The sequence below is a fragment of the Nocardia sp. NPDC051321 genome (genome assembly GCF_044455225.1).
GTDB lineage: Bacteria > Actinomycetota > Actinomycetes > Mycobacteriales > Mycobacteriaceae > Nocardia.
Window position 1 is genome coordinate 496,695 of sequence record NZ_JBITEM010000006.1, and the last position, 21,189, is coordinate 517,883.

Consider the following 21,189-nt stretch of genomic DNA (forward strand, 5'->3'; position numbering starts at 1 on the left):
CCCTCAGACGCCGAGGGCACCCGCGACGACGGGCCACGACTGGACCAACTCGTCGGCCCAATAGGGCCACGAGTGGGTTCCGGTCGCCCGGAAGTCCTCGGTCACCGGGATACCGAGGGCGCGAAGCCGATCGGTGAGCCTGCGGGTGCAGGCATTGGTCGCGGCCTCCAGCGGGCCGCCGAAGCTGATGGCAGTGGCCACGTCGACGTCGGGTTCCCCCGGCACGTCGTGGATGCCGGGCACCCCGCTGCCGACGGACATGTAGATCGTCTTGCCGCGCAACGCTTCCGCGTGCAGCGTGACGTCGTGGTCGAGCCAGGCCGGGTCGTCCTGCGCGCCGAACATGTTGTCCGGCTCGCCCTGGTAGGTGGCGATCACGGCTCTGGCTTGCGCCTGGCCGAGGTCGGTGCCCATGGAGAAGCAGCCGCTGTGCGCCGCGATCGCGGTGTAGAGCTGCGGGTGCCGGACGGACAGCATCATCGCGGCCTCGGCGCCCATGGAGACACCCATTACGGCGTTGCGTCCGTTGCCCTTGAACCTCGCGTCGATCAGCGGCGGCAACTCGCGGGCCAGGAAGGTGTCCCACATGTTCGTGCCGAGCACCGGATCCGGCTTCTTCCAGTCGGTGTAGAAGCTGGCCGGGCCGCCGACGGTGAGCACGACGTTGACGTCTTTGTCCTCGAAGAAGCGGTTGGCGTGGCCGAGGTCGGTCCAGTTGTTGCTGGTCGGGTTGGCGCTGCGGCCGTCGAGCATGTAGACGGTCGGCCGCGGTCTCGACGTGTCCCGTGGCAGCAGCACCTGCACCTCGACGGTGCGGCTCATGGCGGGCGATTCGACGAAGACCCGCAGCCACCGATCGTTGATCGGTTCGATGCGGTCGATCACCGGTTTGGCCGGCCGGTCCGTGGTCGGCTCGGCCGGGGCTGGGCCGTCCGCGGAGCCGGAGCTTGGTTTGGAGGGATCAGTGGGGGCCGCGGACAACTGGGGAGCGCCGAACGCCACAGCACCGGAAACCAGTGCCGCGCTGACCAAGACGCTGGAAACCCAGCGCCGCACCCTGCGCCGAGACAGCATGCGACCATCCTGCCAGAAATGCGCAGATCGATCGCCTGGCCATAGCGGGTCGCCATAAGATGTGACCAGGGCCACGTTTGAGCTTCGGCGAGCTCGGAATTCGGCACTGCCAGCACCGTTGCGTTTCCGCGCGCGAGCACGCCGCGAAGGCGATCCCACCTAGTGAGCACCGCAGGCTCGGCATCGGTGTAGCCGAGATCACCCGTTCCATCGGCCGACCGGTTCGTCGGAACAGCGATCCGGGCAGGCGCCACCGGCCAGGTGCGGCGACTGCCAGTTCGCGCACAGCAAACTCTGGCTATCAGAACGCCGTGCGGCGTCAATGGGACTCGACGACACCCGATTTCGGACCGCGACTTGGGCCAACCCAGCAAATCCAGCAAATCTGGGCACACTGCCAGCACACTCGCCGTACGCTACTCTCCGGGTCTCCTCCGGGCATGAACAAGGACGAGCATGATCGCAGATCCGCACCATCGGCACCGAGGTCACCTCGCTGCGCGTAGCCGCGACAAGTGGGAAGGCCGTTCGGTACGGAGTCGCGAAATGCCCGATGGCAGCGCACTCCTCTTCGAGCCGAAGCTATTTCGCCGCATCACTGGTGTTCCCCGCCGCCGCGGGCCGCCGACGGGTGCCGGTGTCGGCCGCGCGCCTACGCGAATTCTCCCGCTCGAACTTGTCTGTTTCACCGCAGTACCGATGCCCGACCGGAGAAAACCGTGAATCCTGTGTTACCTGGAACACCGCTCGAAACTTCCCCTGACACAAAGCCTTTCAGCACCGACCTGAAACGTCGGCTCCGTGATTGCGACGAATTCTTCCGCAAGCCGGAATTGGCACATTTATCGCCGCAGCGCCGCCGTATCGCACTGGACCAACTCGAACAAACCGGTGGCTATCTGCAGACCGCCGAGGAAATCCTGATCGGCGCCAAGCTCGCCTGGCGTAACCACGCCCGCTGCGTCGGCCGAAAACATTGGCGCTCCTTGAAATTGCTCGACGCGCGGCGCGTGCGGTCCGCGCGCGATCTGGCCGAGGTCTGCTGGCAGCACCTGGAGCTGGCCACCAATGGCGGCGCCATTCAATCGATGATCACGGTCGGTCCGCCGCGACAGCCCGACGGGCGCGAATTCCGGATCGTCAGCCCGCAGCTCATCCGGTACGCGGGCTACCGCAACGGGGACGGCACGGTCACCGGCGACGCGGCCAATGTGGCGCTCACCGAATTCGCGATGAAGCTCGGCTGGCGCGGTGCCAGAACACCATTCGATATTCTGCCGCTACTGGTCAGCACACCGGACGAGCCGATCCGCTGGTTCGACATTCCGCCGGAGCTGGCCAGGGAGGTGGAGCTGGAGCATCCGGAGTTCGAGTGGTTCGCCGGACTCGGCCTGCGCTGGCACGCGCTGCCCGCGGTCGCCAACATGAATCTCGAAGTCGGCGGCGTCACTTACCCGTTCGCGCCATTCAACGGCTGGTACCTGGGCGCGGAGATCGGCGCGCGTAATCTCAGCGACACCAATCGCTACAACATGCTGCCGCTGATCGCCGAAATGATGTCCCTGGACACTCGATCCGAGCGCACCCTGTGGCGCGACTCGGCCCTGGTCGAGCTCAACCGCGCGGTGCTGTACAGCTTTCGGAAGGCGGGGGTGTACATCGTCGACCACCACACGGTGGCCAAGCAGTTCTGCGATCACGTGAAACGGGAAGAGGCCGCCGGTCGCACCTGCCCCACCGACTGGAGCTGGATCAACCCGCCGATCTCCGCGGGGCTGACGCCGACCTTCCATCGGTACTACGACCCGCCGGATCTCGATATCCGGCCCAACTTCGTCCGCCGGGATTTCAGCGGGGACTCGGATGCGTGATTATTGCGGCCAGGTGCCGGTCAGCGACTTGTAGCCGGTCGCGCCCGCCCGATCGATCGCGGCCTTCACCAAGCCGAAGATGGCTCCTTGCAGGGCCGCGGCGATCAACACCTCGCTCCAGGTGTAGTTCTTGGCGGTTGCGCTCGGCGCTTGATCTTCGCCGCTGACCGCTCGCCACACGCGGGTGAACGCGAGGTTGGCCACCAAGCCGCCGACCACACTGACCAGCAGACCCAGCGGCTTGTACAGCGTCTTCACGACTGCCGTCTGCGCAGGATCCACCAGACGGCGAGGGCGGCGAGCACCGCTGCCCCGGCGACCGCGGCGGGCTGCCTGCGAGCAACGCCAGCGGCCTGCCTGCCTCGTTCGACGACCGGTTCGGGCGTCGCGGCCTCGGCTTTGTCGGCCAATTCGCGGGCCTGTGTCTTGGCTTGCTGAGCTTTCTCCTCGGCTGCCTGTTTGGTCTCGGCGGCCAGGTGGGTCGCGGATTCCTTGGCCTGCGCGGCCTTTTGGCTCGCTGCCTGCTTGGTCGCGGCCGCCTTCTTGCTCGCGGCCGCCTTGGTCTCCGCCGTCTTCCGGCTCGCGGCCGCCTTGGCCTGTGCTGTCTTCTCGGCGGCGGCTTCGACTGTCTCCGTGGCCTTTTCCCGCGCCGCGTCGGCGGTGTCGTGCAGTTTGTCCTCGGCCCGGCCCTTGACGTCCAGCTTGTCGGTGAGCTCCGAAACCGTTTGGCCGAGTTGCTCTCTGGTCTCGTCCCGGTCCGTGCGCAGAGCTTCCTCGTCGATCGGGCCGCTCACGATCGGCTGGTCGGCTTCGGCGGCTTTGTCACCGGCACGGCGCCCTTGATCGCTCATCGGCGTCTCCCGTCCTTGATGGTTTCGATATCGCGTTTGACGTCGGCGGCGGCCTGCTGCGGCACCGGCGGAACGGCTTCTTGGACGTCCTTCTTCCCCAGCACCGCGAGCACGGCGCCGACCACGAGCAGCACCCCGCCGACGATCAGCGCGGCGGCCCACGCGGGCAACGGAATCGCCAACGCGAATATCGCCGCGGCGATCAAGGCCGCACCACCGTAGAAGGCAAGGAGCGCCCCCGCCCCGGCGAGGCCGGCGCCGCGGCCGATCAGCTTGCCCTTGTTCTGCACCTCGAGCCTGGCCAGCTGAAGCTCGTCGCGAATCAGCCTGCTTATCTGCTCGGTAGCGTCGTTGACCAATTCGCCGACCGACCGCGTCTGCGCCGGTGGGCCGTTTCGCGCTTCCGTCATGTGGCACCTCCCAGTCGACGGCCGGTTACCCGGCGTCGCGGGAGGCAAACACGCGGAGTCGCCTAGATGGGTTGCCAGTGAAAGCCTTGGGCCTCGCTGTAGTCGCACACATATTCTTGGCCGCTGTACCCGGGCCCGTCCCATGCGTGCCAGCCCAAGCCGGCTTCAACGCATTCCATGTCCGTGGGATATGCGGTGGCGTTCGGCGCCGCGAGCGCCAACGAACCGGCGATGGCCGCTGCCGCGACAATGACGAACGGCATCTTCTTACGAAGCATGCTCATGAATCCTCCCCAGGATTAGGTTACTTCCCCGACCATCGAACCGTATCCGTGGGCAATTGAAATTGCCAGCAGCACTGGCACTTTCGGCAGTGCACTGCCATCTTTCGGCAGTGGCGAGCGCCGACGAGCGGCGCGAGGATCGGCGGTGGTCACCGCGTGGCTCCCGCGCCACTCGTCGCGGCGGTCAGCTGCCGAAGCTGCCGGTCGGCGGCTTGGGGGCGGCGGGGGTGACGACGATGTCGACCGGAGCACCCAACTCGTATCCGCCCGCGGGGCTCGTGTCGGCACACCCGCCCCGTGCGGTGATGGTGGATCCCGGCTCGAGACCGGTCAACGAGGTCTTGATCGTCTGGCCCGGCTGGGCCAGCGACTCCAGCTTGCCCTCGCCGAAGAAGACGTGGTTCTTGTCGGGGCCGACGCCCGCCTCGGCCCAGCACTGGCCGCGATCGTTCGTGTTGTGCAGTGTCGCCGTGACCGTTCCCGGCGCGGTGACTTCGAAGGTGACCTCGGGAGCCTTGAACTGGGCCGCCGCGAAAGCCGGTGCGGCGGTAAAGGGCGCGAATGTCACGGCCGCGACGGACGCGGCGAGCAGGATGGATCCATGGAGTCGTCTGTTCATCACACGACCGGATCCTGCCCGGTAATGGCTTCGAGCACAACGGGTTCCATCGCCACAAAGCCATCCAACGAGCAACCGCAGGACCGGGATGGTTTCGCGAAACCGGCCCGACCTGCGGTCTACCAGCGGAGACGGAGGGATTTGAACCCCCGGTCGATCTCTCGACGCTCGCTTTCAAGGCGAGTGCATTCGGCCGCTCTGCCACGTCTCCTCAGTGCACGATGGTAGCGGACGGCTCAGGCGGGTCGCGTGCCGATTTCCTGATCGATGCGGGCGAAGACTTCGGCGATGACTTCCAGCTGGTGCGGGGTGAGCAGGTCGACGAAGTCGCGGCGGACGGCCTCGACGTGACCGGGGGCGGCGGCTTCGAGGCGGCGCAGGCCCTCGTCGGTGAGCTCGGCGAGGACGCCGCGGCCATCCTCGAGGCAGGTGTTGCGGCGCACCATGCGCTCGCCTTCCAGGCGGCGGATCTGGTGGGTGAGGCGGCTCCGGGAGGAGAGCACGCCGTCGGCTAGCTCGCTCATCCGCAGGGCACGGCCGGGGGCTTCGGACAGTAGCACCAGGATGCGGTATTCGGCGACGCTCAGATCGCTGTCGCGCTGTAACTGCCGGTTCAAGGTGGCCATCAGACGCTGGTGCCCGTCCATATAGGCCCGCCAGGCCCGTTGCTGCGCCGGAGTGAGCCACCTCGGCTCGGCTGCCGCGGGACTGCTCGGTTCGGAATGCACGCCGCTCATTCTATGTCGCTCCCAACTGCGGAAACGCGCTGTGGGGAAAGACGTATCAAGCAGCGGCACGGATCGGACGGGCGCTCGCGAGGGGCCCGCGGGCCGCGGCGGGGTGCGCGGGGGCAGTATGGAGTTCGTGCGTGCGATCAAGGTGAATGGTTCCGCCGGGCCCGACGCGATGGCGTGGGCGGACGCGCCGGATCCGGTGCCGGGGCATGGCGAGGTGCTGATCGAGGTAGCCGCGGCCGGGGTGAACCGGGCCGACCTGATGCAGCGTCAGGGGCTGTACCCGCCGCCGCCTGGCGCCAGCGAGGTGATCGGCCTGGAATGTTCCGGTGTGATCGCCGAGCTCGGCGACGGCGTGCACGACTGGCAGGTCGGGGATCGGGTGTGCGCGCTGCTGTCCGGCGGCGGCTACGCCGAAAAGGTGGTCGCGCCCGCCACGCAGCTGCTGCCGGTACCGGAGGGCCTCGACCTGGGCGCGGCCGCCGGGCTGCCCGAGGTAGCGGCGACGGTCTGGTCCAACCTGGTGATGACGGCGGGGCTGCGGTCGGGCCAGCTGCTGTTGATCCACGGTGGCGGCAGCGGGATCGGCACCCATGCGATCCAGGTGGCGCGCGGCCTCGGCGCCCGGGTCGCGGTCACCGCGGGCTCGGCCGACAAGTTGGCGCGGTGCAAGGAACTCGGCGCGAGCGTGCTGATCAATTACCGGGAGGACGATTTCGTCGACGCGGTACGAGCCGAGGGCGGCGCCGACGTCATCTTCGACAACATGGGCGCGGTCTATCTGTCCCGCAATGTCGACGCGCTGGCGAATTTCGGGCACCTGGTGATCATCGGTATGCAGGGTGGCGTCAACGGTGAGCTGAATATCGCTGCGCTGCTGCGTAAATGGGGTACCGTGCACGCCACCAACGTGCGCAACCGCCCGGCCACCGGCCACGGCAGCAAGGCCGAGATCATCGCCGAAGTGCGCCGCAACCTGTGGCCGTTGGTCGCCGACGGCACCGTCGCACCGGTCATCCACGCGGAAGTGCCGATCGCCGAGGCGGGCGAGGCGCATCGACTTCTGGAATCCGGCGAAGCCTTCGGCAAAGTCGTTCTGCGCGTACAGGACCTCTGACCGCGCACGAATCAGCCTGGCGCGAGTACATGAGAATTGTTGCGCGGGAGTCAGATCCGAGCGCGGGAGACCTACTCCAAGGCGGCGAGGGCGCGGCCGAGCTGGTCGATTTCGAACTTGGTGGTGTAGGGCGCGAGGCCGATGGTGACCGCGCCGCCTTCGTCGTTGACGCCGAGCGCGTCCAGCAGGCGGCTGCCGCCGTGCACTCCGCTGAGCGTGCCGATGCGGTTGTCGGCGAGCTTGGCGGCGACCTTCTCGGCCTGCATGCCCGCGAGAGTGAAACTGACGGTGGGGATTCGGGTGGAGGCACGGCCGATCACGGTCAGGTTCGGGATCTTGTCCAGCACGTCCATCAGGTGCTCGAACAGCTGATCGTGGTAGTCCTGCAGCGAGGTGATGGACATTTCCAGCCGCTGGCGCCTGCTGCCCCTGGCCCGCTCGTCGAGTCCGGCGAGGAAGTCGATCGAGGTGGTCAGCCCGGCGAGCAGGGCGTATTGGTGACCGCCGACCTCGAGCCGCTCGGCACCCTTGGCGTACGGGTTCAACGACATCGAGGGAATCCGGTCGAGGAAGGCCGGATCGCGGAACACCAGCGCGCCGATCTGCGGGCCACCCCAGGCGGGTGCGCTGAGCGCGACCACGTCGGCATTGAGTTCGTCGATGTCGATGAGTGCGTAGGGCGCCGCGCCGAACGCGTCCGCGACGAGCAGGCCGCCCACCTCGTGCACCCGGTCGGCGGCCACCCGGACCGCGGGCGCGGAGCCGACGATCGGCGAGGCGGCGGTGAGCGCGACCAGGCGCGCGGTGGGCCCGATCAACTCCTCGAACTGCCAGGACGGCATCTCGCAGGTTTCGATCTCCACCTCGGCCCAGCGCACGTGCGCGCCGTACCTATTGGCGATCCGCAACCACGGGGCGACATTCGCCTCGTCGTCCAGCCGGGACAGCACGATGCCGGTGCCGAGCCCGAGCCGCGAGCTCAACGACTCGGCCAGCCAGGCGAGCAGCACGGCCCGATCCGGGCCGAGCACAACGCCCGCCGGATCGCCGCCGACCAGATCCGCCACCGCCTCGCGGGCCGCGTCCAGAATGGCGGCGCTGCGCACCGCGGCACCATTGCGACCGATATGCGAAAAAGAGGAAGTTCGGAATCCTGTTGAGACGGCGCGAGATACCGCATCGGGCACCAGCATGCCCGCCTGCGGGTCGAGATGAATCCAGCCGTCGCCGAGGGACGGTATCAGGCCCCGAACCCTCGCGACGTCGTAAGTCATGTTGGCCACTCTAAGGGCAGCGGGCGAGCCTGTGTAACCGCGTTCCCCTCCGCTTCATAGCGGGGGCACAGCGACCTGGGACTCAGCATGGCAACCGACTTTCAGCAAATCCGAACCACACGACCCGAACAGAATAGAACGCCACCGGGTCGCCATGCGCGGCCTCGGGCATTCACGCTCGCAAGCGCTCCAAGAGTACCGGAGCAACCTGGTCGCAGCCGGTTATGCACAGGCCGGTGAACACCGGCTTAGCGCGTTCGGGAACGACGCGACATGATAGGGACCATGACGCAATCGGATGAGGCCCCGGACCACATCGTCGTTGTCGGACCGGACGGTCGTCCGTTGGTCATCCCGGCGGAGGCCGCGGCGGACGCGCCCTTCACCGCGCAGGTGGTGACCGACGAGGACAAGAAGGACGAGTCGGACGACAGGGACGATGCCGGCGAATCGCTCGCCGACATGGTCGAGCAGCCCGCGAAGGTCATGCGCATCGGCACCATGATCAAGCAGCTGCTCGAAGAGGTGCGCGCGGCTCCGCTCGACGACGCGAGCCGGGCCAGGCTGAAGGAGATCCACAAGTCGTCGGTGCGCGAGCTGGAGCAGGGCCTGGCCCCGGAACTGCGCGCCGAGCTCGAGCGGCTCACGCTGCCGTTCACCGACGAGGAGATCCCGTCCGACGCCGAGCTGCGGATCGCGCAGGCGCAACTGGTCGGCTGGCTGGAGGGCCTGTTCCACGGCATCCAGACCGCGCTGTTCGCGCAGCAGATGGCCGCGCGGCAACAACTGGAGCAGATGCGCCAGGGCGCGCTGCCGCCCGGCATCCACGCCGGCGACCCCCGCGGCGGTCCGGCCAACCATGTGACCGGCGGCTCCGGGCAGTATTTATGAGGTGCCCGACCCGCGTCCACGCGGGTCGGTAGGAATATCCAAGGGTAGTGTCGAGCACCGTGCCCGCCGCTGCCGCCCGCCCCGACTCGGACATGGGTTCGGGGCGTCCCGAAGAGAGCTCAGTGCGTTCAGATGACAGCTCAGATGAATCCGCGCGCTCGGAGGACGATCCCTCCGACGACAGCGCGGTGCGCGCCGATGACAGCGCGGCGGAAGAGGATCAGGTGACCCCGAGCGAGACCTCGACGGCGCGTGCCGAACCCGTGGACACCGAACCGTTCCCGTCCGATTCGCAGACCTATCGGCGCGCGTTCAAGGACTTCCGTATCGGTTTCGGGCAGCGGGAACTGTGGTTGTCGCTCGGCTGGCAGGACATCAAACAGCGGTACCGGCGCTCGGTGCTCGGGCCGTTCTGGATCACCATCGCGACCGGTGTGCAGGCCGCGGCGATCGGCCTGCTGTACTCCGCGCTGCTGAACCAGCAGATCAAGGACTACCTGCCCTATGTGGCGATCGGCATCATCGTCTGGAATGTGATCAACGCGAGCATTCTCGAGGGTGCCGATGTGTTCATCGCCAACGAGGGGCTGATCAAACAGCTGCCTTCGGCGCTGAGCGTGCACGTCTATCGCCTGGTCTGGCGGCAGCTGCTGTTCTTCGCGCACAATCTGGTGATCTATTTCGTGGTGCTCGTCGTGTTCGGCGTCTGGGAGAAACTGCACTGGACCGCGATTTTCGCCATTCCCGCGCTCGGGCTGCTCTTTCTCAATGCGATGTGGGTGTCGATCGTGTTCGGCATCTTCAGCACCCGCTACCGCGATATCGCGCCGATTCTCGGCAGCCTGACGCTGATGCTGTTCGTGCTGACCCCGGTGATGTGGAGCACGAAAAGCCTGACGTCGCAGGGTGGTGCGGTCGGTGACCGCGCGAAGCTGGCCGAGATCGTCCCGACGTTCCACTACCTGGAGATCATTCGCGCGCCCTTGCTCGGCGAGGACCAGCATCTTTATCACTGGGTGATCGTCGGCTCGATCACCGTGGTCGGCTGGCTGGTGGCGATCTTCGCGATGAAGCAGTTCCGCTCACGCGTGCCGTACTGGGTTTAAGAGGGGATCGATGACCGACCATGTGAGTATCGAAACCCGCCATGCCTGGGTCGAATTCCCGATCTTCGACGCTAAATCGCGGTCGCTGAAGAAGGCGTTCCTGGGCAAGGCGGGCGGCGCGATCGGGCGCAACCAATCCGATGTCGTTGTCGTCGAGGCGTTGAACGACATCACGCTGTCGCTGCAGGAAGGCGACCGGGTCGGCCTGGTCGGGCACAACGGCGCGGGCAAATCGACCCTGCTGCGCCTGCTCGCGGGCATTTACGAACCGACAAGGGGCAGCGCCCGCATCCGCGGCCGGGTCGCGCCGGTCTTCGACCTCGGGGTCGGCATGGACCCGGAGATCTCCGGGTACGAGAACATCATCATCCGCGGCCTTTTCCTCGGGCAGACGCGCAAGTCCATGCTGGCCAAGATGGACGAGATCGCCGATTTCACCGATCTCGAGGACTACCTGTACATGCCGCTGCGCACCTACTCGACGGGCATGCGGGTACGCCTGGCGATGGGCGTGGTGACCTCGATCGACCCGGAGATTCTGCTGCTGGACGAGGGCATCGGCGCGGTAGATGCCGAATTCATGAAGAAGGCCCGGCTGCGTCTGCAGAAATTGGTGGCTCGATCGGGCATCCTGGTATTCGCCAGCCATTCCAACGAATTTCTCGCGCAACTCTGCGATTCGGCGCTCTGGATCGATCACGGACGGATCCGGCAGCGCGGCGGTATCGAAGAAGTGGTGCGCGCGTACGAAGGACCGGACGCGGGCAATCACGTCGCGACCGTGTTGCGTGAGTTGGCGGCCGAACGCGAATTGGAAGCCGAAAAGACCATGGGAACCGAACGAGAACTGGAGCGGAATAAGGCATGAGTTGGTCAGGGCCCGGAGGAGGCAGCCCGCGTAACCACGCAGGGCCCCCAACTCATGCCGAATGGGCTCAGCATGAGTGAGCCGACCGGGCAGGACACCCCGATCGAGGCCGGGGCGCCAGCCCAGGTCGACGCCGCGCCGCAGAGCTCCAGTGCCGCAGCGCCGTACACACCGACGGGGACCGGTCCGGAGGCTCGCATCGTTGCCGTCGTGGTCACCCACAAGCGCCGCGAGCTGCTCGCTGAATCGCTGAAAGTCATTGCCTCCCAGGCTCGTCCGGTCGATCACCTGATCGTGGTCGATAATGCCAACGAGTCCGAGGTCGCCGACCTGGTGCGCGATCAGCCGATCGAGTCCACCTATCTCGGTTCGGCGCACAACCTCGGCGGCGCGGGCGGTTTCGCGCTCGGCATGCTGCACGCGCTGAGCCTCGGCGCGGACTGGGTCTGGCTTGCCGACGACGACGGCCGCCCCGAAGGACCGGAAGTCCTTGCCACCCTGCTGGATTGCGCGCAGCGGCACGGGCTCGTGGAGGTGTCGCCGGTGGTCTGCGACATCAACGAACCCGACCAGCTCGCCTTCCCGCTGCGCCGCGGGGTGGTCTGGCGGCGGCTGCGTTCCGAACTCGGCGACGAGGACTTCCTGCCTGGCATCGCCTCGCTCTTCAACGGCGCCCTGATCTCCGCCAAGGCCGTCGACGTGATCGGCGTGCCCGACCTGCGCCTGTTCGTGCGCGGCGACGAGGTCGAGGTGCACCGCAGGCTGGTCCGCTCCGGGCTGCCCTTCGGTACCTGCCTGCAGACCGCGTACCTGCATCCCAACGGCGCCGCCGAATTCAAGCCGATCCTCGGCGGGCGCATGCACACCCAGTACCCGGACGATCCGATCAAGCGGTACTTCACCTATCGCAACCGCGGGTACCTGATGTCCCAGCCCGGCATGCGGAAGCTGCTGCCCCAGGAATGGGTCCGCTTCTCCTGGTTCTTCCTGGTCACCCGCCGCGACCCGGCCGGCCTGCGCGAATGGTTCCACCTGCGCTCCCTCGGCCGGCACGAGCAATTCGGCAAACCCGACCAGCGCCCCTAGCGATAAATCGGTTGCGTGGGTGCTCGGCCCATGCCAAAGTTGGGACGACTGCGAGAGAGGCGAGGAGGTGTGACCGTGGCTAGGAAACTTCGGATTGTCGTGTCCGGACGAGCTGTGCTCGAGCACGCCGCCACACGGAACGCCACCTCATCCCTCAGTCGCTGAGTCCGCGTTGGGCTCAGTGCCCAACGAAAGATTCCTTCCATCATGGTCGAGAACGACCTTCTTGTTCCTTACGGCTGGACCGAAGCCGTAGCTGATGACTACGCCTCGATGATCGAGGAGAACTGCGTGCCCGCCCGGGTTATCCGGATGGATCGCAGTGAATGTGATGTCGCCACACCGGCCGGTGTCATCCGCGCCCGGTGCCCTCGGGCCGATGCCGAGGTCAGCGGGCTGTGCACCGGCGACTGGGTCACTATCGACGCCGAATTGACTGTGCGGCAGCTGCTTCCGCGACGGTCGGCGATCATGCGATCGTCGGTGTCCGGCCGGTCGCGGGGCCAGGTACTTGCCGCCAATGTCGACACGGTGTTGCTCTGCACCGCCGCCGACGCGGACGTCGACCTCGGGCGGATCGAGCGAATGCTCGCGCTGGCCTGGGAGAGCAATGCGCAGCCGATCGTGGTGCTGACCAAAGCCGATGCGGCAGTGGATATTCCACTCCAGGAAGTGCAGGCCATCGCACCCGGTGCGAGTGTGCTCGCGGTGAGCGCGAGCAGCGGTGCCGGGCTGGACGTGCTCGCGGCCATGCTCGACGGAACCGTCGCGCTCATCGGCCCGTCGGGCGCCGGGAAGTCCACCCTCGCCAATGCCCTGCTCGGGCAGGAAGTGTTCGCCACCAACGCCGTTCGCGCGGCGGACAAGAAGGGACGGCACACCACGGTGCATCGAGAGCTGCGGCCGCTGCCGAACGGCGGCACGCTCATCGACACGCCGGGCCTGCGCGGGATCGGGCTGTGGGACGCCGCCGAAGGCATCGAGAAGACCTTCAGCGATATCGAATCCCTCGTCGCCCGTTGCCGATTCGGCGACTGCGCGCACAACGGCGAGCCGGGCTGTGCCGTGCTGGCCGCCATCGATAACGGCGAACTCCCCCAGCGGCGCTTCGACAGCTACCGCAAGCTGGCCAAGGAGAACGCCTGGATGGCGGCCCGCGCCGACAAGCGCCTGGAAGCCGAGCGCAAACGCGACTGGCGCGTAATCGCCAAACAGCAGCGGCAGGGTTATCGGGAACGCGGCTCCCGCCGCTGAAACGCGCAGGGCGGGTGGTCCCCTGTCGGCGATCAGCGACCGCCCGCCCCGCGCACCAGCCCCCGCGGCTCGACCGCCCTATGCAACCCGTTGCATATGACGAGGGTTTACGCTTATTGTGCACACGGTGGAAGGCTGCGGGGCCTTACCTGCGGCGCTGACGAGGAGGAGCAGGTCAATGACGGAATCGGGATCCAAGCCGCTCGCGGGCCGGACGCTGATCATGTCCGGCGGTAGCCGGGGCATCGGTCTGGAGATCGCCAAGCGGGCCGCGGCCGATGGCGCGAACATCACCCTGATCGCCAAGACCGATCTGCCGCATCCCAAGCTGCCCGGCACCATCCATACCGCGGCGGCGGAGCTCGAGGCGGCCGGTGCGCAAGTGCTGCCGTTCGTCGGCGACGTGCGCATCGACGAGTCGGTGGCAGAGGCCGTGCGGCAGACGGTCGAGCGGTTCGGCGGCATCGACATCGTGGTGAACAACGCCTCGGCCATCGATCTGTCGCCCACCGACGCGCTGGCGATGAAGAAGTACGACCTGATGCAGGACATCAACACCAGGGGCAGCTTTCTGCTGTCCAAGACGAGCATCCCGCACCTGCGCGAATCGGCCGCGGCCGACCGCAATCCGCATATTCTCACCCTGTCCCCGCCGCTCAACCTCAACCCGAGGTGGGCAGGCATGGCGCTGGGCTACACCATCGCCAAGTACGGAATGTCGCTCACCACACTGGGTTTGGCGGAGGAACTGAAGGGCGACGGCATCGGCGTGAACTCGCTGTGGCCGCGCACCACCATCGCCACCGCCGCGGTGAAGAACCTGCTCGGCGGCGAGGAGATGATCGCGACCTCGCGCACCCCCGACATCTACGCCGACGCCGCTTACCTGGTGCTCACGTCACCGGCCAAATCGACCTCGGGCAACTTCTTCATCGATGACGATGTCCTTGCCGCGCACGGCATCACGGATCTCGAGCAGTACCGCGTGGTGCCAGGCGACGGCAAGCTCACCACCGACCTCTTCCTGGACGACTCGCCGCTCGGCAGGTAGTACCGAAAGCAGCGGGGACGGGCATGCTTTGCCCGTCCCCGCTGCCTTGTCCGAAATCAGTTGTCGTGCTTGGTATTCGTGATGCCGTACAGGCGTTCCCAGTTGGCCCGGCTGGTCAGCTCGGGCACCGCGGCGCGGTATTCCTGCTGCAGGGCGGGCAGTTCGTTGCGGAGCCTGCGCAGCACCTGGATGGTGCGGCGCAGCAGCTGACGGGCTCGTGCCTTGTCCCGCTGCCGGACTCGGACGCCGGACTGTGAGGCGTCGGTGACCACCACGTGGTCGAACAGCGAAACATGCCACCAGTACGCGTCTTCGCGGGTGACGCCGATGACGCCGTGCTGGGTGCGACCGAACCACTGGTTGATGGCCCGCTTGATCAGCACCAGCACGGGACGGCTCGGTTCGCCGGTGGCACGGCGCAATTGGATGTCACCGGAGCGCACCGGCGGGGTGGACGCCGGGTGCTTGATCGTCTCGGCATAGTCGGCCCTGGTGCCGCGAGCGGCGGCCAACGCGTCGATGCCGCCGTCCTGCAACACCTTCGGACCCTTCAGGAAGTCCTCGATGCCCTGCAATGTGGTGTGCACCAGACCGTACTGCATGGCGACCAGCTGCTCGGACAGCTCGCGGAACAGCTTGCGGGTGATCGCCTTGGCGTCCAGATCGGTGTGCAGCGAGCCGACGATCAACGAGTTGCGCGTGCTGAAGTAGCGCGCCCAGTCGTCGTAGTCCTTCCAGTAGAAGTCCGCGTGCCACACCGCCGCGTTCGGCAGGGTGACCGTGACGAAGCCGTTCTCGCGGGCCCGGATGCCGTATTCGACGTCGTCCCACTGGAAGAAGATCGGCACCGGCAGCCCGATCTTGGCGACCACCTCGGCCGGGATCAGGCAGGTCCACCAGGCGTTGTAGCCCGCGTCGACGCGCCGCTCCTGGTTCTTCTTCAGCATGCTGGTGTTGCGCAACGCCTTCGGCACCTTCTGCCCGTGCCGCAGCTGCTGCAGATGCACCTCTTCGGCGCCGACATTGAGGTAGTCAGGGTTGAGCAGGAACAGCATCTGCGCGCCGACCAGGGTCGGCTCCACCGTCATGTTGGCGAAGGCGTTGAGCCGCAACACCGTTTCCGGCTCGCACAGGATGTCGTCGTCCATCAGGATGACGTCGGCGTGCTCGTTGGCGGCGGACACCTCGTAGAGGCCGCGGGTAAAGCCGCCCGCCCCACCGAGATTGGGCTGGCGGATGTAGCGCAGCTTGTCGCCGAAGACCGGCACCACCTCTTGGTAGCGCGGCCGGTTCTGCACCAGATCGGTGCCCTGGTCCACCACGTACACCGCGTCGATCGCGGCCAGCACGACCTCGTCGGAGGCCAGCGCCGCGACCGTGTGCGCGCAATCCTCGGCCCGGTTGAAGGTGCAGATGGCGATCGCGACGGGCCGAATGTGATCCGGTGCGGCGGTGGTCCAGCTGACCTCGGTGATGCCGAGGTCGCCGCCGATGGCGTCGAATTCGATCCAGATCGCGCCGCCGTCGACGTACTGATCCAGCGGCGCGCTGAGGGTCAGCGGGCCGCTCGCGGTGACCTGCGCGGTGTCGATGATCCGGCGATGCCCCGCGATATCGGAGGCGACCAGGCGGACCCTGGCCTTCTTGGTCACGTCGAGCACCATGGTCACCCGCACCTCGGTGACGGTGGTCCAGCGCTGCCAGTAGCTCGCGGCGAAGCGGCCGAAGTAGGTGTTGGTGTGTGCGGCGGTCCCCTTCTCCAGCCGCAGCACCTGGCGTTCCCGGTGCGCGCGACCCTTGACGACGGCATACAGCTCGTCGCTCACCTTCGCCGACGGGCCGGTGAAGATGCCGCGCTGCAACACCAGCCGATCCGGCGCCAGGTGGTCGGAGCGCAGCGAGGCCGGGGCGACAACGGCCGGCGCTCGATCGTTCGTTTCGGTCACGGCTTGGGTAGCCGACTGATCCATGAAGTCCTCGAAATCGTTATCGTGCCGGACGGGACAGACTGCCCCTGGATGCCGTTCGCGGCGGGGGTGAGGATATCAACCAGCGTAGCTAGCTGCCTGTTCAGTGGTGGTGCCGACGTGTCTTTTACGGTTGCCGAACATTCGCTGAAGTCTCGGTATCGGGTGCGGCCACCGGCTCACGAGCGCCGGTGAAGACGAACCTGTCGTAGGCCCAGTAGCGGAAGATCACGGCCACGATCTGGCCGATGAGCGTGCCGGAGATGTTGTCCGACAGCGGCGAAGACAGGTCGAGCACGTACCGGGAGAAGCCGAGACAACCCAGTTGCAGGCCGATCGCGACGACATTGAAGACGGCGTAGAGAAGGTATTCGCGCCCGGGATTGTCCGTCTTCTTGTGCGCGAAGGTCCACCACTTGTTCCCGAAGTAGGTGACCACCGTCGCCACCGCGATCGCGATGATCTTGGCGGGCAATGGGTAGTGATAGAGCACCCCCTCGCCACCCCAGAACACCAGGAGGTTGTAGGTGCCCGCGTCGACCAGGAAGCCGATCGCCCCGACCACCAGGAACGCGCTGCCCTGCCGCAGCGCGGTGAGCACCTTGCGCACGATCGATGCTTCGGCGGGCGGCACGGTCTCGCCCGGCCGCGCGGTCGACTCACTGGTTGGCACGGCCCGACGGTACCGCAGCCCGCGCGCGTCGTGCCCCGACCGAAAATTCCGCCGCAGACGCGGTGAGGTCGGCCACGCGTCGACGTCGAGTTGCCTGTACCCTCCCGGTGTTCCCACATTCACCACCGATCGCGAGGATTGACCCGGGTGGACTCCACCGAGCTTCGTATTGCCGCCGTGGTGCCGTGCCACAACGAAGAAGCGTCCGTCGCCAAGGTCGTGGCCGACCTGCAGGCCGCCGTGCCGGGGATCGTCGTTTACGTCTACGACAATCTGAGCACCGACCAGACGGCCGAGCGCGCCCGCGCCGCCGGGGCGATCGTGCGCCACGAGTACACCAAGGGCAAGGGCAATGTGGTCCGCCGCGCCTTCGCCGACATCGAGGCCGATGTCTATCTGATGATCGACGGCGACGACACCTACGAGGCGTCGGCCGCGCCGCTGATGATCAAGACGCTGCTGGACGGCCCGTACGACCACGTGCTCGGCGTGCGCAGGCAAGACGAGAGCGGCTCGGCCTACCGCGCCGGTCACGAGACCGGTAACAAGGTGCTCAACGGCGTGGTCGGCAAGGTGTTCGGCGAGAACGTCGAAGACATGCTGAGTGGCTTCCGGGTGTTCTCCCGCCGCTTCGTGAAGAGCTTTCCCGCGGTCTCCCGCGAGTTCGAGATCGAGACCGAGCTGACGGTGCACTCGCTGCACCTGCGGGTGCCGCGGACCGCGGTGCCGGTCGACTTCCGGGACCGCCCGGCGGGCAGCGAGAGCAAGCTGCGCACCTATCACGACGGTCTCAAGATCCTGGCCCTGATCATCGGCCTGGCCAGGCACGAGCGGCCGGTCCTGTTCTACGGCCTGTTCGGCACCCTGAGCTGGTTGGTGTCGATCGTCCTGAGCATCCCGATCGTCGTCGAGTTCTACAACACCGGCACGGTGCCCCGGTTCCCGACGCTGTTCCTCGCCTTCACCCTGCTGCTGCTCGGCAGCCTGGCCTGGACCGCGGGCCTGATCCTGGACGGCATCCGGCGCTCGCGGCACGAGGCCGCGCGGCTGGTGTACCTGCGCTACTCCGCGGTGAGCGCGGACGACTTTCATCCGAACGGCAACGGCGGTGACGCCCGCACCGGCGGAGCCGGACGGTGACCGCCTCGGCGGAACGAGCCACGGCGGAAGACAGCGAATCGACTCCGGTGCGGACGCCGGCCGAGACGGCCCCCGTCTCGGCCAACGGCAATGGTGCGGCGAAGTCGGTGTCGGTCAAGACTTCTGACGGCTCGTCGACCGGGTTCGCCGGCCGCGCCGTGACGCGCTTCGGCGGCGCGACGATCGCCTTCACGGTGCTCGTCGCGATCTTCGGCGGCCTGTTCACCTATCTCACGCCCGCCTTCTGGGGCCATGACGAGATCACCCAGTTCGGCCGCGCCTATCAGGTCGCGCACGGCGGACTGCTGCCGCAGCGGATTCACGACGATCGCGGGGTCGCCTACGGCGGCGACGTCCCGAAGAGCATCACCGCCCTGATGGGCTACGCGCTGCGCGACTACACGACCAACCCCGAAGAGCCCGGCTCGATGGTCGAGGACCCTGGCGCGTACGACCGGCTCGGCGGCGCCGCGGTATCCGAGGCCACCGAACCCGTCTGGTTCACCAACACCGCCGCCTACTCACCGGTGCCGTATATCCCTGCCGCCGTTGGCATTCGGCTTGCCGAGGCGTTCGGTCTCGACGTCGGTGCGACGATCGCGCTGACCAGGCTCGCCGGGCTGGTCGCCTACCTGACCGTGGTCGGCTTCGGCCTCTACGCGTTGCGCAAGCACCGGGTGCAGTGGCTGGCCTTCACCGTCGCGGTGCTGCCGATCGCGGTATTCCAGGCGGGCACCGTCACCGCGGACACCATGACCAACGCGCTGGCCATCATGGTGTCGGCGCTGCTGGTGAAGGCGCTGTTCCTCGGCGACCGGCTCGGCCGGGTGGAAACCGGTGCGCTGCTTGCCGCGACGATCCTGCTGCCGGTGAGCAAGCCGACCTACGTGCTGCTTGCGATGCTCGTCGTGCTGGTGCCCGCGGACCGGCTCGGCTTCAGCGGCTGGAAGCGCGGGATCCCCTCGGCCTTCGCGGCGCTGGGCGGGCTGGTCTTCGCGGTCTGGATGAAGATCGCCGCGCCTACCGGCGACGGTATGGGCCTGATGCGGCCGGAGCACCAGTGGCATTCGGTGAAGCCGGGCGAGCAGTTGCGCGGGATCCTCACCGACCCAGGGCATTTCATCAACGTCTTCGGCGAGAGCATCGCGCTGCGGGACGAGCGGTGGTTCAGCCAGTTCTTCGGCGAGCTCGGCTTCTCCTATATCGACGTGCCCGCCTTGACGATGCTGGCCTGCCTGTTCGCCTTCGCGGTGAGCATCGGTGTCGCGGATCGGATGACCGCCGCCACCTTCCGGCGCACGCTGCTGGTCGCACTCACCGTCGCGGCGAGTGTGGCGATGATCTACGTGACGCTGTACATGTCGTTCACGCCGGTCGGCTACTACATCATCGACGGCGTGCAGGGCCGCTACTTCGTGCCGCTGGCCATCATCGCCTTCGCCGTGCTGCTGCGCTGGATGCCGTTGCGGCTCACCAACGTTGCCGGGCGGACCCCGACGGTCGGCCCCGCGGTGACGGTCGTCGTCGCGACAGTGATCGCGCTGATCGGCGCGGTCTGGAAGTACTACGACATCGTCTGGGGCTGAGCGCAGCCGCACCACTCTTGAGATGGTGCGCCTAGGTGAGGGTCTGCTCGCCTGCGGCTACGTAGGCGCGCTCGGTGATGGCTTTGTAAGGGCGCCACCAGGATTCGTTGTCGCGGTACCACTGGACGGTGGCGGCGAGGCCGGCCTGGAAGTCGGCGTAGCGCGGGGTCCAGCCGAGTTCGGTGCGCAGCAGTGTCGCGTCGATCGCGTAGCGCTGGTCGTGGCCGGGCCGATCGGTGACGTGGTCGAAGTCGTCGGGGTCGCGGTCGAAGGCGGCCAGGATCATCCGCACCACGGACTTGTTGTCCAGCTCACCCTTGGCGCCGATCAGGTAGGTCTGCCCGATTCGCCCGCGGTCCAGGATGTCCCACACGGCGCGGTTGTGGTCGTCGACGTGGATCCAGTCGCGCACCTGATGGCCCGCGCCGTAGAGCCGCGGCCGGACGCCGTCGATCAGGTTGGTGATCTGGCGCGGGATGAACTTCTCCACGTGCTGGTACGGCCCATAGTTGTTGCTGCAGTTGGACAGCGTGGCGCGCACGCCGAACGAGCGGGTCCAGGCGCGTACCAGCAGGTCACTGGACGCCTTGGTGGCCGAGTACGGGCTGGACGGGTTGTACGGGGTGTGTTCGGTGAACGCGGGCTCGTCGGGCAGCAGATCGCCGTAGACCTCGTCGGTGGAGACGTGGTGGTAGCGCACGTCGTAGCGACGCACCGCCTGCAGCAGTGCATAGGTGCCGACAATATTGGTCTGCACGAATGGCCACGGCTCGGCGAGGGAATTGTCGTTATGTGATTCGGCGGCGAAATGCACTACCGCGTCGACACCGCTGACGAGCTCGTCGACCAGATCGAGATCGGCGATGTCACCGTGCACGAAATCGATGCGGTCGGCCACCGGGTCCAGCGAGGCGCGATTTCCGGCATAGGTCAGCGCGTCCAGCACCGTTACGGTGGTATCCGGACGGTCGGCAACGGTCTGCTTGACGAAGTTGGCCCCGATGAATCCGGCTCCGCCGGTGACAAGCACTCGCACGCCATGACTCTACGTGCACGGTGGGCTCGAGATCGACGCAACACCAGGCGATCTCGGCCGATCCGCCAGAGTTGCGCTCTGTGACCTTGGTCTCATACCCTTCGGTAGATAGAGGACGCCCAGTCCGCTTTGCCGCCCAAAACCCTGGCATGCGTGCACATTTCCGCAACCCCACCATGCCACGGGTCCCCTTGGTGAACAAAATTTGAATAAAAGGTCACAACCGGTTCACCGTGCGTTAGCTGGTCTAGATTTCGATCGTCTAGTCCCCTCCGAACGCTTCACATCGAGGTTTTC

At 66.9% G+C, this 21,189-nt stretch carries 21 protein-coding genes and 1 tRNA gene; 10 read left to right on the top strand and 12 right to left on the bottom strand.

Translation table 11 applies throughout. The annotated features are described in order from the left end of the window. Positions 1-3 precede the first annotated feature (3 nt). On the bottom strand, positions 4-1,074 hold the full coding sequence (locus ACIA8C_RS17235; RefSeq protein WP_397135567.1) for an alpha/beta hydrolase: 1,071 nt from the start codon (positions 1,072-1,074) through the stop codon (positions 4-6). Positions 1,075-1,859: 785 nt separating this feature from the next. Here ACIA8C_RS17235 and ACIA8C_RS17240 point away from each other — a divergent pair. Then, positions 1,860-2,945, top strand: a complete 1,086-nt coding sequence (locus ACIA8C_RS17240; RefSeq protein ID WP_397135715.1) for a nitric oxide synthase oxygenase — start codon at positions 1,860-1,862, stop codon at positions 2,943-2,945. Here the strand turns inward: ACIA8C_RS17240 and ACIA8C_RS17245 are convergent, their stop codons facing one another. The 7 genes from ACIA8C_RS17245 to ACIA8C_RS17275 form a co-directional block, all read right to left on the bottom strand. Continuing rightward, positions 2,946-3,203 carry a DUF4235 domain-containing protein gene (locus ACIA8C_RS17245; RefSeq protein ID WP_397135569.1) on the bottom strand — a complete coding sequence of 86 codons (258 nt, stop codon included), beginning with the start codon at positions 3,201-3,203 and terminating at the stop codon, positions 2,946-2,948. It lies immediately after the preceding gene. Continuing rightward, positions 3,200-3,796, bottom strand: coding sequence for a DUF3618 domain-containing protein (locus ACIA8C_RS17250; RefSeq protein WP_397135571.1), 597 nt, complete (start codon positions 3,794-3,796; stop codon positions 3,200-3,202). The genes ACIA8C_RS17245 and ACIA8C_RS17250 overlap by 4 nt, the downstream gene beginning before the upstream one ends. Beyond that, entirely contained in the window at positions 3,793-4,206 is a 414-nt protein-coding gene (locus ACIA8C_RS17255) for a phage holin family protein (protein ID WP_397135573.1), read from the bottom strand. The genes ACIA8C_RS17250 and ACIA8C_RS17255 overlap by 4 nt, the downstream gene beginning before the upstream one ends. 62 nt (positions 4,207-4,268) lie before the next feature. Beyond that, the gene (locus tag ACIA8C_RS17260) at positions 4,269-4,490 is read right to left on the bottom strand and encodes a hypothetical protein (protein ID WP_397135575.1); all 222 of its coding nucleotides are present in this window, start codon (positions 4,488-4,490) and stop codon (positions 4,269-4,271) included. A 184-nt stretch (positions 4,491-4,674) separates the two neighbouring features. Further along, positions 4,675-5,109, bottom strand: coding sequence for a hypothetical protein (locus tag ACIA8C_RS17265; RefSeq protein WP_397135577.1), 435 nt, complete (start codon positions 5,107-5,109; stop codon positions 4,675-4,677). Between the two features lie 126 nt (positions 5,110-5,235). Continuing rightward, positions 5,236-5,320 (bottom strand) — tRNA-Ser (locus ACIA8C_RS17270). Positions 5,321-5,345: 25 nt separating this feature from the next. After that, the gene (locus ACIA8C_RS17275) at positions 5,346-5,846 is read right to left on the bottom strand and encodes a MarR family winged helix-turn-helix transcriptional regulator (RefSeq protein WP_397135579.1); all 501 of its coding nucleotides are present in this window, start codon (positions 5,844-5,846) and stop codon (positions 5,346-5,348) included. A gap of 127 nt (positions 5,847-5,973) precedes the next feature. Here ACIA8C_RS17275 and ACIA8C_RS17280 point away from each other — a divergent pair, with 127 nt between their 5' ends. Further along, positions 5,974-6,960, top strand: coding sequence for an NAD(P)H-quinone oxidoreductase (locus ACIA8C_RS17280; RefSeq protein ID WP_397135581.1), 987 nt, complete (start codon positions 5,974-5,976; stop codon positions 6,958-6,960). Between the two features lie 71 nt (positions 6,961-7,031). Here ACIA8C_RS17280 and ACIA8C_RS17285 read toward each other — a convergent pair whose 3' ends face one another. Beyond that, a complete protein-coding gene (locus tag ACIA8C_RS17285; protein WP_364726169.1) occupies positions 7,032-8,234 on the bottom strand; it encodes a cysteine desulfurase-like protein in 1,203 nt (400 codons plus the stop codon). A gap of 285 nt (positions 8,235-8,519) precedes the next feature. Between ACIA8C_RS17285 and ACIA8C_RS17290 the strand changes: the two genes are divergently transcribed. The 6 genes from ACIA8C_RS17290 (at position 8,520) to ACIA8C_RS17315 (ending at position 14,490) form a co-directional block, all read left to right on the top strand. After that, positions 8,520-9,125: a bacterial proteasome activator family protein gene (locus ACIA8C_RS17290; RefSeq protein ID WP_396991784.1), complete on the top strand. Its 606-nt coding sequence runs from the start codon at positions 8,520-8,522 to the stop codon at positions 9,123-9,125. Between the two features lie 122 nt (positions 9,126-9,247). Continuing rightward, entirely contained in the window at positions 9,248-10,231 is a 984-nt protein-coding gene (locus tag ACIA8C_RS17295; protein WP_397135583.1) for an ABC transporter permease, read from the top strand. A gap of 10 nt (positions 10,232-10,241) precedes the next feature. Continuing rightward, positions 10,242-11,099, top strand: a complete 858-nt coding sequence (locus tag ACIA8C_RS17300) for an ABC transporter ATP-binding protein (protein WP_397135585.1) — start codon at positions 10,242-10,244, stop codon at positions 11,097-11,099. 72 nt (positions 11,100-11,171) lie between these two features. Continuing rightward, positions 11,172-12,185: a glycosyltransferase gene (locus ACIA8C_RS17305; RefSeq protein ID WP_397135587.1), complete on the top strand. Its 1,014-nt coding sequence runs from the start codon at positions 11,172-11,174 to the stop codon at positions 12,183-12,185. A 207-nt stretch (positions 12,186-12,392) separates the two neighbouring features. After that, complete coding sequence (gene rsgA, locus ACIA8C_RS17310; RefSeq protein WP_397135589.1) at positions 12,393-13,439, top strand: ribosome small subunit-dependent GTPase A; 1,047 nt, start codon at positions 12,393-12,395, stop codon at positions 13,437-13,439. A gap of 178 nt (positions 13,440-13,617) precedes the next feature. Beyond that, on the top strand, positions 13,618-14,490 hold the full coding sequence (locus ACIA8C_RS17315) for an SDR family oxidoreductase (RefSeq protein WP_397135591.1): 873 nt from the start codon (positions 13,618-13,620) through the stop codon (positions 14,488-14,490). 56 nt (positions 14,491-14,546) lie between these two features. On the opposite strand, the gene ACIA8C_RS17320 is transcribed toward ACIA8C_RS17315, so the two are convergent. After that, complete coding sequence (locus ACIA8C_RS17320; RefSeq protein ID WP_397135593.1) at positions 14,547-16,460, bottom strand: glycosyltransferase; 1,914 nt, start codon at positions 16,458-16,460, stop codon at positions 14,547-14,549. A 124-nt stretch (positions 16,461-16,584) separates the two neighbouring features. Beyond that, positions 16,585-17,130 (bottom strand): GtrA family protein, encoded by a 546-nt coding sequence (locus tag ACIA8C_RS17325; protein ID WP_397135595.1) that lies wholly within the window; start codon positions 17,128-17,130, stop codon positions 16,585-16,587. Positions 17,131-17,277: 147 nt separating this feature from the next. Here ACIA8C_RS17325 and ACIA8C_RS17330 point away from each other — a divergent pair, with 147 nt between their 5' ends. Both ACIA8C_RS17330 and ACIA8C_RS17335 read left to right on the top strand, forming a co-directional pair. After that, positions 17,278-18,270 carry a glycosyltransferase gene (locus ACIA8C_RS17330; RefSeq protein ID WP_397135597.1) on the top strand — a complete coding sequence of 331 codons (993 nt, stop codon included), beginning with the start codon at positions 17,278-17,280 and terminating at the stop codon, positions 18,268-18,270. Continuing rightward, positions 18,267-19,856, top strand: coding sequence for a DUF2142 domain-containing protein (locus ACIA8C_RS17335; protein ID WP_397135599.1), 1,590 nt, complete (start codon positions 18,267-18,269; stop codon positions 19,854-19,856). The genes ACIA8C_RS17330 and ACIA8C_RS17335 overlap by 4 nt, the downstream gene beginning before the upstream one ends. Before the next feature lie 31 nt (positions 19,857-19,887). On the opposite strand, the gene rfbB is transcribed toward ACIA8C_RS17335, so the two are convergent. Beyond that, entirely contained in the window at positions 19,888-20,892 is a 1,005-nt protein-coding gene (rfbB, locus tag ACIA8C_RS17340) for a dTDP-glucose 4,6-dehydratase (protein ID WP_397135601.1), read from the bottom strand. Positions 20,893-21,189 lie beyond the last annotated feature (297 nt).

Coding starts and splice junctions, on each gene's coding strand:
- ACIA8C_RS17235 (WP_397135567.1), bottom strand. CDS start 1,074: ATGCTGTCTCGGCGCAGGGTGCGGCGCTGGGTTTCCAGCGTCTTGGTC.
- ACIA8C_RS17250 (WP_397135571.1), bottom strand. CDS start 3,796: ATGAGCGATCAAGGGCGCCGTGCCGGTGACAAAGCCGCCGAAGCCGAC.
- ACIA8C_RS17255 (WP_397135573.1), bottom strand. CDS start 4,206: ATGACGGAAGCGCGAAACGGCCCACCGGCGCAGACGCGGTCGGTCGGC.
- ACIA8C_RS17260 (WP_397135575.1), bottom strand. CDS start 4,490: ATGAGCATGCTTCGTAAGAAGATGCCGTTCGTCATTGTCGCGGCAGCG.
- ACIA8C_RS17265 (WP_397135577.1), bottom strand. CDS start 5,109: ATGAACAGACGACTCCATGGATCCATCCTGCTCGCCGCGTCCGTCGCG.
- ACIA8C_RS17275 (WP_397135579.1), bottom strand. CDS start 5,846: ATGAGCGGCGTGCATTCCGAACCGAGCAGTCCCGCGGCAGCCGAGCCG.
- ACIA8C_RS17285 (WP_364726169.1), bottom strand. CDS start 8,234: ATGACTTACGACGTCGCGAGGGTTCGGGGCCTGATACCGTCCCTCGGC.
- ACIA8C_RS17290 (WP_396991784.1), top strand. CDS start 8,520: ATGACGCAATCGGATGAGGCCCCGGACCACATCGTCGTTGTCGGACCG.
- ACIA8C_RS17300 (WP_397135585.1), top strand. CDS start 10,242: ATGACCGACCATGTGAGTATCGAAACCCGCCATGCCTGGGTCGAATTC.
- ACIA8C_RS17305 (WP_397135587.1), top strand. CDS start 11,172: ATGAGTGAGCCGACCGGGCAGGACACCCCGATCGAGGCCGGGGCGCCA.
- rsgA (WP_397135589.1), top strand. CDS start 12,393: ATGGTCGAGAACGACCTTCTTGTTCCTTACGGCTGGACCGAAGCCGTA.
- ACIA8C_RS17315 (WP_397135591.1), top strand. CDS start 13,618: ATGACGGAATCGGGATCCAAGCCGCTCGCGGGCCGGACGCTGATCATG.
- ACIA8C_RS17320 (WP_397135593.1), bottom strand. CDS start 16,460: ATGGATCAGTCGGCTACCCAAGCCGTGACCGAAACGAACGATCGAGCG.